General features: G+C 49.3%; 8 protein-coding genes. All 8 read right to left on the bottom strand.

The window, feature by feature from the left end; translation table 11 throughout:
• Positions 1–55 precede the first annotated feature (55 nt).
• Positions 56–2626 (bottom strand): glycosyl hydrolase family 95 catalytic domain-containing protein, encoded by a 2571-nt coding sequence (locus AC3WQ3_RS23190; RefSeq protein WP_492473720.1) that lies wholly within the window; start codon positions 2624–2626, stop codon positions 56–58.
• Positions 2623–3726: a glycoside hydrolase family 88/105 protein gene (locus AC3WQ3_RS23195; RefSeq protein ID WP_336780247.1), complete on the bottom strand. Its 1104-nt coding sequence runs from the start codon at positions 3724–3726 to the stop codon at positions 2623–2625. Before AC3WQ3_RS23195 ends, AC3WQ3_RS23190 begins: the two co-directional genes overlap by 4 nt.
• A 127-nt stretch (positions 3727–3853) precedes the next feature.
• Positions 3854–5911: a glycoside hydrolase family 65 gene (locus AC3WQ3_RS23200; RefSeq protein ID WP_336779981.1), complete on the bottom strand. Its 2058-nt coding sequence runs from the start codon at positions 5909–5911 to the stop codon at positions 3854–3856.
• Positions 5912–5948: 37 nt separating this feature from the next.
• Complete coding sequence (locus tag AC3WQ3_RS23205; RefSeq protein ID WP_492473721.1) at positions 5949–8225, bottom strand: helix-turn-helix domain-containing protein; 2277 nt, start codon at positions 8223–8225, stop codon at positions 5949–5951.
• 175 nt (positions 8226–8400) lie between these two features.
• On the bottom strand, positions 8401–9726 hold the full coding sequence (locus AC3WQ3_RS23210; protein ID WP_492473722.1) for a Gfo/Idh/MocA family protein: 1326 nt from the start codon (positions 9724–9726) through the stop codon (positions 8401–8403).
• Positions 9723–11255 (bottom strand): extracellular solute-binding protein, encoded by a 1533-nt coding sequence (locus tag AC3WQ3_RS23215; protein ID WP_492473723.1) that lies wholly within the window; start codon positions 11253–11255, stop codon positions 9723–9725. The genes AC3WQ3_RS23210 and AC3WQ3_RS23215 overlap by 4 nt, the downstream gene beginning before the upstream one ends.
• Positions 11256–11278: 23 nt before the next feature.
• Positions 11279–12148, bottom strand: a complete 870-nt coding sequence (locus AC3WQ3_RS23220; RefSeq protein ID WP_095287290.1) for a carbohydrate ABC transporter permease — start codon at positions 12146–12148, stop codon at positions 11279–11281.
• The gene (locus AC3WQ3_RS23225; RefSeq protein WP_246310935.1) at positions 12148–13026 is read right to left on the bottom strand and encodes an ABC transporter permease; all 879 of its coding nucleotides are present in this window, start codon (positions 13024–13026) and stop codon (positions 12148–12150) included. The genes AC3WQ3_RS23220 and AC3WQ3_RS23225 overlap by 1 nt, the downstream gene beginning before the upstream one ends.
• Between the last annotated feature and the right edge of the window lie 100 nt (positions 13027–13126).

Consider the following 13126-nt stretch of genomic DNA (forward strand, 5'->3'; position numbering starts at 1 on the left):
ATATATAAAAATAAAAAAGAAGCCGCCACTTGGGCGACTTCTTAAGTGTCTCATATTACTCCGTGTTCAGTTCCACCGACCACTTTTCCCCTTCTTCTAAATGAAGCAGGAATGCACCATTCTCCATGGGGAGTGGTTTATATTTGTTCTTGCCAAACTGTCTACATAAAGAGATGTTGACCCAGTCCGGGAGCTGAACTTTCGAGGACATCCGCCTAGTGGCGGCTAACTCAGCTTGAAATGTCCCTGACTTGCGGTCCCATGCAAGCGACAGAACGCCTCCGGGTATACGCCAATTCTGCAGCTCTCCACGCAGCATTCTTACAGGAAGTGCCGGAAGCAGCTTGATCCGTTGAGGCGAGACCAGCAGCAGCATTTCCTGTACGGCATTAACCCAGCCCATATTGGCATCAAGCTGAACTGGAGCAGCATCTAACGTCAGGCAAATTCCCATACTGCGCCAATCATTATGGAGTGTGAAACCATTAGATAGAACACAGGACCGGGCAAGATGATCCAGGCTGTCCAAAGCCCGTTCTCCGTCGCCCAGCCGGGCATAGATCGATGACATGTGAGCCAGGGACCACCCACTCTGTGCTCCAAGTCTTCGCTGGTGTACTGCTTTCTCGAAGGCTTTGAAAAGCAGTGGGTCTTCTTCCCGACTGACTTCCTGTCCTGGAAAAACAGGGTATAGATGGGACAGATGACGATGATCTTGCCGATCCTCAAAAGCAGGATGAAGCCACTCCTTGACAGCCCCCTCCTCATTCAACATGTAGGAAGGCAGACGTGTAAGCATATCTTCCCACTCTGGTATTTTGCTGCTATTTACACCGATTATCCGACTCGCTTGTATGGTATGCTGCAATAATTCCTTGATGATGGCGACGTCCATTGTGGCATTAATGGCTGTAGGCATGGGATGTGCGAGTTGTTTACCATCCTGAGGCATGAAATTCTGTGGTGTGTTCTCGGGTGAAACGGATGGGTATACCATATACCATCCCTCTTCGTCCAGCACCAGAAAGTCTTCATAAAACTGTAAGGCCTCTCTCATAAAGGGCAGCGCCTGCTCGCGCAGAAATTGCATATCACCGGTATACCAAAAATGCTCATAATAATGTCTGGCCAGCCACCCGGCTGCTCCGGTCCAGTTCATGATGACAGGAACAACCTGATTTGGGATGCCCATGCCTGGCGTAGTCCCAGCAGGGATGTAGATCCCGCGACAGCCATAGAGCTTGCGTGCATTTTCCTTGAAGACATCCATCAAATCGGTGTAATACCGAAACAAAGACAGGTTCATGCAGGTTAAACCGCCAACAGCCGAATGCCAATACATCATCTGAACATTTTCATTAGCCATGTGATGACCCCAGATTAATCGGTAATCTCCGCCCCATAGCCCATAAAGACCAAAAGGCATATTGCCTTCCTCAGAGGTTCCGCTAATGAATAAATATCGACCGAATGCCCACATCTTGCGAATCAACCCCAAGGGAGCTTCGCCTTCATAAGCATCTAACAGAAGCTCTTCATTACTGCGCCCGTCATCAGCCGCATCATCCAGATCAAGCTCTGCGGAGTGAAACAGCGGCTGATGTAGCTCCATATGTCTGGATAGCATTGAATTATAATCAGTCTCCAGCCCTGCAAGCTCCTGCTTCAGTCGTAACCATTCCTCTTCCCGCTTGCCTGTAACAAACATCTTAACGAGAACAAGCACATCGCCCGACATTTCGAACGGGATCTCTGCGTGAATGGCTTGTTTTCCGCTGTCATCTCGCTGATCCGTGTCTGGAATGGTACCCCCTTTTCCCGGGAAATGTAATGCTCTATGGGAAGGCATCACTCCAGCCCCATGATCATCTCCCACACACATTAGACGCATTACAGCGCCATAATCCTCTCCATCGTCATTTCTGCCACCATAAAATACATATTGCTCATCTTCATCCGTTCTAACCGTGACAGATATTTTCAGTTCCTTAAATTCTTCATCATCCCGCTCACGGTCACCCGGCGGAAATTGAAGACCAACACTTCCCGATATCACTGGCGTACTTCCTGATTCCCTAACCTGTACCGAATCGCTCGTGCTCAGTACTTTCGCGTTTATTCTGAACACCACACAATCATCTGCACGAGAGACAAAAAGACTTCTTGAAATCTTTCGTTCCCCTTCCTCCCAGCAGACATGAACTTCTCCCGTTTCCATATCCAGTTCCCTGCGATAATGGTGAAAAGCATTGTCACAATTCATGGTGAGTGTCAATTCAGCCAAAGGAAAACGGGAGGATAGTTTGGAAGCATATCCTTCTGCTTGCACGGCACGGGTCAGATGCCAGCTGGCCTCCGAAAATTCCCCAGCGTCCATAAGTCGCCGGGTCTCCTGCAATGTGTGACTGACGTCGGGGAGTTCATCCTTTTTTCCCCAGTGCCATAGTTCACCATGCTGCAGTAAAATCACTTCTTGATGTATACCACCTCGCACAGAGGCACCCATTATCCCATTACCGGAAGGAAGTGCCTCCCGCCACATCCCCTTCCACCATGAAGCGGGATACTTCAGAATCATCTTGTTCCTATCGGGTCTGCCCGCTTGAGATCCGTTTAATTTCTTCACGCACCTTCTGCTCCCCGCATCTCCATTTCAATACTGGCCAGCAGGAATGGTGCTACTCCCATCTGAGCATCACTGACGATCTGTTCGCTAATATAGTAGGCATAAGAACCGTCACGATATTTCTTTCCTCCGAGTCCAGCCCCATGACAAATGCGGTGCAGGTGTACCCCCTGTTCATCCTCCGTAACAAAGTGACTGAGAATACCAGCATACGCCAGATCAACAACTTTGCGATCCAGTTCAGCCAAATAATGCAGACGCTGACCCTTGGCTAAGGCGTAGGTCAGCATGCAGGAAGCCGACGCTTCCAAATAGTTGCCTTCCCTGCCGTTCTGGTCCATAACTTGATACCACAGTCCGCTCTCCTGATCCTGGGCATGGGCGATTGCATAGGCCATTCTCTCGAAGATGCCCATGATCTGACCGCGCTGAGGATGATCAATTGGAAAAAACTCCAATGCATCCACTACCGCCATCGCATACCACCCCATCGCCCTGCCCCAGACGTGGAACGATTGACCCGTGTCTTTGTCGCACCAGCGCTGTTCCCTGCTCTCATCCCATGCATGGTGCAGCAGACCGCTTCGCGGATCCCGGGTCTTCCGCTCAATCAGTAGAATTTGACGCGCGACTTCATTGAAGCTCTCAGGGTGATCGAACATATGGCCATACTCTGCCAGAAACGGGGAAGACATATAGATCCCGTCAAGCCACATCTGGAACGGATATATTTTTTTGTGCCAGAATCCGCCCTCACTGGTTCGAGGCTGCCCTTTCAACTGGGCGACCAGTTGCAAGATGGCTTGATGGTATTTCTCTTCCCCAGTAAGCTTCCACATAGAAAAGAGATTTTTGCCTTCATTGATCATGTCCAGGTTATAATCCTCAAGTTGATAGTTCCTGATGGTACCGTCTTTATCGATCAGGCCATCCATATGATGGAGAACCAGTTCACTATATCGAGGTTCACTATTCCAAACGGCGGCACGTTCGAGGGCCAGAAGCGTCATTCCGGCAACGTACCCCCATTTCCCGGCAATTTTGGGATGATTCCCATCCCGGCATTCGGAAACTAGCGTATCCGCAATTTTGGCAGACATTCTGCGATTCTGAGTAGAGACCTTTGTTAACGTTTCAACCAACGTAATCGCTCCTTTTTCGCTCGCGTATTATTGCTCAAGCCAATCCCGACTACTCAACGTGTGAACATACGATCACCTAATCGGTTCAGGTCAGGGGGTGCAGCCCCTCCCATAGAACTGACCAACTCCCGTCCTGCGGAAATCCCGGATTGTTCCCGCCTTCCTCACCGCTCCATCCGGCAGCCATCATTGCTACCGCAGTTAACAGTCCACCATTCCCAGGCAGATACGCCCATAATCCTGGCCTTTGATAATTGTGTCCATTGGGCAAATAGGTGTTTTTGGTGGCATCCATCAATAAAAAGTCAACGGCCAGCTCAGGTTCTCCCAGCCTTGCCGCTGTCATCGCACACATCGGAAAGTCCCACCCCCATGCGGATTCCCAATCCCAGCATTCTTTCACTTTGAGAAGTGTATTTTTCATGATTTTGCCGTCAATCAGCGTGCCGGGGAGCAGGCCGAGCGCTCCGAGCATGGAAGGATGATCATGGTTCTTGGCAGTAAATGTGTCTGGACAATTCTCGTGCGCAAGATACACTCCATTCTCATGCACAGGATTTGCCATATGAGCCGAAACCTTTTTCCATTCCGGATTCACAGGCCGCTCCAGCCGCTCCGCCCACATAGCGGCGATTTCCAAGCCAAATTTCCAGTATTCCAGTTCATATGGCGGATTCAGACTTTCATTCATGGCATGATTCTCCTGAGCTGGAATCAACGGCGGCCCAAGTACATATGCCTCTTTTTCAGCATCCCAGTGGGCAAAGGAAACCATAAAATCAGCTGCCTCGAATACGATGTCCTTATACCGTTCCAATACAGACCTCTCAGGCCGGGCCAAGTAACACATCTCGGCAAGTGCCATCGGATGAGGCTGCTGCCAGATTAACCCTGGTGCTACTGGTGACGGGCTCTGCCCACCGTTATATCCAACCATTTTGGGCCAGCGCGCACCAGCATATCCCTGTGAACGTGCCAGTTCACGAGCCTTGGGCAAAATGGTGATATACCAATCCATACTTTTGCGAAGCAGATCTGTACGATCCCACAGGGGAAAATGTGCAGCATGCCACCAGTGCATTTCTAGGTGCATTTTACCGAACCAGCTATTATACATGTAACCCGTTTCCTGAGGCGGCATGGAGCCGCCACTGTGTACAGCACATAGGAACTGGGACAGCACAATTCGTCGCTCCAATTCTGCTGCTCGGGGATCTTTACTGCCGGATAGATCCATGGCTGCTCCACTGTTCCAGAACTGCTCCCAGTAGACCGAGCTGGCGTGGAATACGGCCTCAGCTGGTTGAACTGATGGGTTCGACGCAGCAAAAGCAACACTGCAAGACCAGCTATCTGAAAGCTCCAATACTTCAGGAATAAGCGTAAACTCATGTGCTCCGGTCTGCTCCAGACGCCCCTTGTCCCAGATCCACCTCACTCCATATTCGTCTTCATCCAAAATCCGTTTCAGTGAAGCTGAAGCCGAATCGTTCGCCATTAGCTCGGTGCGATGTCTGCTGTCCTGTTCCCAATCGGGAAAAACGGACTTGGACCAGCTCCGATGTGTCATATCCGGACAGGGGAAAACAAGGAACAAATGCAGACGCCCCTTGCGGAGTAATTCTGAATGTACACGAATGCCGATGCCATCGTTCTCCGGATCACAGGCAGTCTCCACCTGAACCATGAACCCATCTACGGTGAACTCACTGTGAAGTGTGCCTGTCCACAGATTTAATTCCTGTCGTACCGGATTCACATGTGACGTATCTGCTTCTTCTCCATCTTCTTTCAGTATGCGAAACGCGAGGCGCCCCAGTTGAAGACGATGCGGATTCTGCCGCAGCCAGTGATAGGCTTCTTCTCGGTTCTCAGGTTTCATGGGATACGCCACCTTCCGTCCATACGTTTCAAACGACTGGTAGACGATATCCTGATCGCCGAAAACCTCATGCCCTCCGGTATAATGCCACCCCCAATTGGACTGTGTGCCAAGAGGGATTTCGTATGCTTCCGGAAAGGTCTGAAGGCCGGTAAAATCAGCACTAAATGCAAATTCGCCGTTGCCGACAGACAAAGGAGACCTGGGCTCAAGCTGGGTCAATACCGGATGGTTTCGCGTGACTATCGTTTTACGGTTCATGTAAGCTGTTCCTCCTTCTCTTCATTCGAATGGGGGACTAGGATTCCAATAAGGAATCCCTGCGGGCCCGCATCATCTCCCTGTATTTCCCCGGTGTAATATTCTTGGTTTTGCGATATACACGGATAAAACTATTCTCATGCTGATACCCCACCATGGAAGCGATTTCAGATATTCTGTAGTTGGTATCCCGCAGGAGTTCACAAGCCCGGTCCATACGGAGCTTCGTAAAGTAACCAAGAATGGTGTCGTTCATTTCTTGCTTGAACAGCTGACTTGCCAAACTGGAACCGATACCCGCATGCTCAGCAATGTCCTGAATGCTAACCGGGTCTTCCAGATGGTCACTCATGAATGCAATCATCGTTTGGCAAACGATATAATCCTTCCTGAGCAGCATGCTGTCATACCAGGCTGCGAGCGCTTCTGCCTCATTGCGCAGCAGTGACCACGCAGACTCCAGATTCATCGTCCGCAAACCGGAAACTCGGAACCCGCATGCTTCAGGATCCTGTTTCATGCGGATTCGTTCCAGCGTCTCCGCTACAGAATCGAGATAAGATATCGCCGAGGACGGGTGCCACCGTTCACTCTTCATTCGGCTAAATGTTTTATCCATGATCCTGATTGCCTCTTCACCACTGCCGGCTTCGATCGTTTCGGTCAATTGGGACATGAGTTCATTTTCCTCTGCACGTCCAGGTTCTTGGTGACCGGAAATGTCCTCAAACCGAATCACTTGTTCATATCCATGGTACAATCTGAAACCCAGAGCGCTGTCCGCTTCCTGCATCGCCTGTTGAAGTTCCTTGAATCCGTCGTGGTCCTCGCTTACGCCTGCGGAGACCTGGAACTTAAGCAGTTTCGGAATCATCCTCAGTGCTTCACCAATCGAAGTGGCTGCATCCATATCTCTGCCGGGATCAAGCGGTTGTAACATGACTAGCAATCGGTCCCTGCCGAGATCTGCAGGAATGAGACGCCATTCTCCTGACAGAAGCTCTGCAATGATATTGGCAATGGCAAATTTTAAAAGGGATTGATCCGACTTCTTAAACCTTTCACACCATGCGTGATAATCATCAATAGACAACATTGCAACGGTCAATGGACTATCACTCCATTCCTTGAAGTATCGGTTCCACTTTTCACCAATTTCCCGGTAACCCGTCATGTGTCCCGCATAGATATCGGTCAGAAATTTGGAGGATGCCTCAGGAAGTGTTTGTCTGAGATTGATGGCTTGCTGTGCATGATCTGTCAGCAGCTGTCCTGTTATTTTCTCGAGATCAATCAGCTCTGGACTGATACGTTGACGGTCATACCCGCTAAGCAGCTGTCTCATTCGTTTCACCGGTTTAAAGGCTGCCCTGTTATAAAAAGCAATCGTGGCGGCTCCTGCGGCAAGTGCCAACAGTGAAACGAAGAACACAACGTCTCTAATCTTCTGGGCATTGGACAGTAAACTTTCCTGGGAAATAATTGAAAGATAACGCCAACCTGTATACGGGGACATCGTCTGTGAAGCGAGCAGCACTTGGCCCTCGTGCTTGAACTCACCAAGCTTTTCTCCTTCCAGAGTCGCGAGGACCTGGTCCACTGCTTCCTCTCCTACTGGATAATTACCAAGATCATACAATGGCTTATTGTCGGCATCCAGAATGAAACGATGATTTTCGAGATCAGAGACGGAAGTAAGAAGCATGTGCTTGAACATTTGATCCGTTTTGAAATTGATGGCAATGATCCCTTTAAGTTGACCCGCCAGCATAATCTTGCGATAAAGTGTAATCTGGGAGGCAGGAACTGCTGAACCTGCAGCAATCTCCCGCCGCTTCACCAGCATGGGACGGTCATCTAATTCAGCAGCCACATCCACCCAGCCCGAATCGGGAAAATTGACTTTGCTTGAACTATATCCCTGAGGAAAAGCGACCATGCTCTCCCTTTCCACATCATAAATGTAAGCGCTTTTAATAAAAGGAGTACTGCTAGTCAAGGTTTCAAGAAACTGTACCAATTCGGTGACATTGCGGTATGACCCCTGCACCTCACTTGTGAGAAATTTATACACATGGTTATTCAGTGCAATTTTCACAGCAATCTGGTCGCTTTCCCGAATAACTTCATCAATATCATTCATACTGATGCGCAGCATCTGGTGCTGCGGTTCACTGAGCTCCTGCTGTAATACCGACTTGGCCGAATAATACGTTGTCATGCCTACTGCGATAATAATCATGAAGACAACAATGGTCAAAATAAGCAGCAGCCGGGTCTGGGTATTGGTGAAATTGAATTTTAACCACTTCAAAAAGGAAAGGGTCACAGTTATCTCCCACCTTATGTGCAATATACCGCAATTATACAGTTTTGCCCTGCCTGGTGCGACCCGGCCCAACAGCCTATTTTGACTTCTTCAAGCATCTCGATCTCACACTTGCCCGCTGTTTTGGCTGTTTTCACCATCATTTAACGTAATTAAATGTTCACTCACTTCTCGAATTCTGCATAGACACCATATTCCTCCATCCGCCTAGCACCGCTTCTATGGATATGGGACGATGCTCGGAGACCGAACGCCATACGGCTTCCCCCGCAGCAACGGAATACGCTCCATCCACGGCTCCGGACAGAATCCGGAAAGGACGGTGTTGATCTTCTCCAAGAAAGATATCCTCTAGAAGTAATGGATCCCCTCCACCATGTCCGCCTTCCCGATGTACGACATGTATGGTCTCTTTGGAACCAAACAGGGGGAAATAGTCAATGGTCTGAACCGGCGTCGGAAAAGGAGTACGTGCCGGCATATGGTATTCAAGTGTTTCTAGGCGCCCCTTCGTACCGTTCACAGCCAGCCGATAGCCTTCATAAGGAAGGGAAAAATTGACCGAATAACTCATGAGTGCCCCGCCACTATATCTCACAGATGCTGTATACGTATCTTCGATCTCAATGGTAGAATCAAAAATGCATTGATCCGGACGGTATGCTGTGTATGGAAAGTCCGTAGTGGCCGAACCCAGCAGGTTCAGATGATCATCCGGTACGCGGATCTGCCGACTGCGAGGTGTCCAACGGGAGTAATACGCACAATCTTCCGAGACATTGCACGTACGACAATGCCGCCCATCTTCCCGTGCCGGATTCCACTCCCCATCTGCGCCATAATAATTCAGTGCTCCATAAGCAAAGACTTCCACAGGCTTTTGGTTAATCCACCACTGAACCAGGTCAAAATGATGGGTGCTTTTGTGAACGGACAGTCCACCCGAATAAGCCCGCTCACGATTCCAGCGCTTGAAATAGCTGGAGCCGTGATGCGTATCAATGTACCAGTTGAGATCGATGGAAGTGACTCGGCCAATCTTACCTTCCTGTATCATTTCCTTAATCCGCATGTGAATGGGCATATATCGATAGTTGAATGTTACGATGACTTTACCTTTACTCACCGCTTCAGCATCCAGTATTCGCCTGGCGTCCGCTCCGGTTGTCGCCATTGGTTTCTCGGTAATTACGTCCAAATCCCGCTCCAGTGCGGCGGTTATATAGTGGACATGGGTATCATCCCTGCCGGCGACAATAATGCAGTCTGGCTTGGTATCCTCCACCATGGACGCAAAATCAGAAGCTCCATACACAGGAACTTCGGAGTGATGCGGAAAGCGCGATCGATAAGCTTCAAAACGCGCGGGATCCGTATCCAGCAGTGCCACGATCTCCGAATTGTGGGTGAACAACTCATGTATAGGCTTGGCGAACTGCCCCAAAGCTCTGCCGCTCACTCCGCATATAGCGTATCTTTTTTTCACTTCTTCACCTTCTCATACCACTCCTGGACCCGCTGAGTGACCACTTCGCCTCCTGAAGCATTCCATTTCTTCACATACTCATCATAAGCCTCCAGAGGAAGCTCTCCGATAACGATCTTGGTCAATACTTCCTGAAACAGCTTATGTGACTGGATATCTGGGAACCCTTCGTACACGGAAGCCGGGAGACCATCACCCGCAATTTGCCGGGCATCGGCTGTGCTCACAACGAACATGTCTTTCACCATTTGCTGTTGGTCCTCCGGATAGGTCTCTTCAATACGTTTGTTCATGTCCTCTGCAGTAGTCAGGTTCTTCATACCCAAGGCAAGCGGTTTGTTGTCGGCAGGCGGAAGAATGACTTTTCGTCCGTCTTTGACTTCATGCTGCTCTCCTTCCAGGCCGAAACGGACAAATTCATCATTTTCAGGGTTGTAGAAGAAATCAAGCAGCTTCAATGCATTGGGCGCATTATCCTGCTTCACGGCTGGAATCATCCATTCCGGCTCACCCATGCTCTTCTGCGTCACGAACGCTTCGAAGCCTTCGGCTTTGGGCAGTGGCATCGCTGCGATATAAGCATCCGGTGCCTGTGTCAGCATGGCGTTAAGACGATCGCGAACATTCGCCGGCAAGTGGTACCAGCTGCCCACCAGGTTATTGTTAATTTTGGCCTGCCATACTTCCCCTTTGTTCAAAAACGTTTCATTATCGAGCAGTTTTTCTTCATATAACATCCGAATGAATTTAATTGCTTCTCTCATGTTATCCGTTGTCCCGGCATACTGAATCTTGCCGTTGTATTCATCCCATTCCGGATATCCTTCCCACATGGCGACTCCGTACATGGCAAATAGATGGTCCATCCACCTTCCGAATTCCCTTCCGCTTGTGGGCAGTTCATCTGCTTTGCCATTGCCGTTCGGGTCCTTGTCACGGAAGGCTTTGAGCACTTCAACATAATCGTCAACGGTTGCTGGCATTTCCATGCCTACCTTATCCAGCCAATCCTTGCGGATCAAAGGTGCCCGTTCCGGGACAAGGAATACTTTGGGGACATAATAAATTTTGCCGTCAGGAGAAGCTGAGCGAACAATATCCCAGGCTTCCTGGGGAATACTTTCCCAGACGTGCGGAGCATACTCAGGGAGAAGATCATCCAGGGGCAGCGCTCCACCTTGTTGAATCAACGTTTGTTCAACGCCTCCGATCGGGCGCAGAATATCCGGCAGCTCATCCGAAGCGATCATCAGATTCAGATATTCCGATGGTTCCGAGCCTGGAGGCGTCGTAATCAGCTCGTATTGGACACCCGTCTTATCAGTAACATATTTCACGTGTGGATCATCAGCTGCGGGCATGCTCCCGATGCCCATATGACTCTTGAATACTTTTACGATTGAGATACCGGAGCTCCCTTCAGCAGAACCACTCCCTGAATCGCTGGTATTGGAACTGCAGCCGGCGACTACCAGCATGGCCATACTGAGCACAATCGGTACAAACTTTTGGGTCAGTCGTCTTCTCATCGAATCATCCCCTTGATCATGATTTATTCTTTCAGCGATCCAAGCAGCGAACCTTTGACAAAATATTTCTGTAAATAAGGATACACCAATATAATGGGAACGCTTGCAAAAAGAATCGTTGCTGCTTTCAATGTGGTAGTGTTGAAGTCGTAATCATCAAGGAACATATTGACCTGAGCCAGTTCTTCCGGACTGGTCAAATAGGCACGCAGTTTCATCTGAAGCGGCCATAGATCAGGATCCCGAACGAAGAGTACGGCGCGTTGGAACGTATTCCAGTATCCTACGGCATAGAACAGGCTGACTGTGGCAAGAACCGGTTTGGATAGCGGCAGATAGATCTGGAACAGGATTCGAAAATCATGGCAGCCATCAATCCGGGCAGTATCATCCAATTCCTTCGGCAAGTTCATGAAGAAGGTGCGCAAAATGACCATGTTAAACGTACCGATGACCCCCGGTATTATCAGTGCCCATATGGAATTCATCATCCCCAGCTCTCTGACCGTCAGGAAGAAGGGAATCATCGGCGCATTGAAGATCATCGTGATGACTATCCCGAGCATGACCTGTTTGCGAATTAGAAACTCTTTGCGTGATAACGGAAAGGCGGTCAGCACGGAAAAGAGCATACTCAGCGCTGTTCCAGCGACCGTTATGAATACGGTTACGCCAAACGATTGCCATAAGCCTGAGCTCTGTAAAATATGTTTCCAGGAAGCCATGGTAAAGCCGACCGGCCACAGAAAAACTTCCTTGGAATCGGCGGCAACCGGGGAACTTAAGGAAACAGCGAGCAGGTGAAGCAATGGCAGGATCATGGTTAATGCCGCAGCTGTCAAGAACACATAGTTGGCGACTTGAAAGCACTTTTCACCAAAGGTTTGTTTTATCACCACAACCCCTCCCCTGTCTTTTTGGCCAATCGATTGAAGACCCAGAGCAGGATAAACCCGATGACGGATTGGAACAGTCCAATCGCCGTGGTGACACTATACTGCCCCTGCAGAACACCTGAACGGTATACATAAGTTTCAATAATATCTCCTACCGAGTAGGTCATCGGGGTCAGCAGGTTATAAACCTGATCGAAACCAAGCTCCAGGAAATTGCCGATATTCAGCAGGAACAGAATCAGGATCGTTGGAAACAACGCGGGCAGTGTAATATAAATCGCCTGTTTCCACTTATTAGCTCCGTCCATGACGGCAGCTTCATATTGGGTTGGATCAACGCCGCTGATGGCCGCAAGATAAATAATGGTCCCCCACCCCACTTCCTTCCATATGGAAGACAAGACAACAATGGGCCGGAAATATTGCTCTTGCTGCATATACAGAATGGGCTCGAAGCCAAACCATCCACGGACAGCGTTTACAAAACCACCCGAGGCAAGAACTTCAAAGACGATTCCACCCACTACGACCCAAGAGAGGAAATGCGGTAAATAGAACAGACTTTGCAGGAAACGTTTGGCCAGCATCTTCCGTACCTCATTAAACAGCAGCGCAAGCAGGATGGGAGCTGGAAATCCGACAACCAGCTTGTAGAACGCAATCAGAGCTGTGTTTCGAAGTACATTATAGAAGTCCTGATACGTAAAAATAAACTTAAAGTTATCCAGGCCCACCCATGGGCTGCTCCAGATCCCTTTCATGATCTGAAAATTCTGAAATGCAATGACGCTTCCTCCCAGAGGGATATACTTAAAAATAATGTAAAACAAAATACCGGGCAGGATCATGACATACAGCATCCAATGTTTCCTCATGTTTCGCAAATATCCTTTTTTGGCACGTTTGACGACTGTAACTCCGGGTTGCCGGGCAGGTGTTTCCGTCAGTTCAGCCATACGATCTCGGGCCCCCTTT

This window comes from Paenibacillus sp. FW104-T2 (genome assembly GCF_058789975.1).

Excerpts from the sequence above, each read along its gene's own strand:
- AC3WQ3_RS23195 (WP_336780247.1), bottom strand. The coding sequence starts at position 3,726 with ATGTCTGCCAAAATTGCGGATACGCTAGTTTCCGAATGCCGGGATGGG.
- AC3WQ3_RS23200 (WP_336779981.1), bottom strand. The coding sequence starts at position 5,911 with ATGAACCGTAAAACGATAGTCACGCGAAACCATCCGGTATTGACCCAG.
- AC3WQ3_RS23215 (WP_492473723.1), bottom strand. The coding sequence starts at position 11,255 with ATGAGAAGACGACTGACCCAAAAGTTTGTACCGATTGTGCTCAGTATG.
- AC3WQ3_RS23225 (WP_246310935.1), bottom strand. The coding sequence starts at position 13,026 with ATGAGGAAACATTGGATGCTGTATGTCATGATCCTGCCCGGTATTTTG.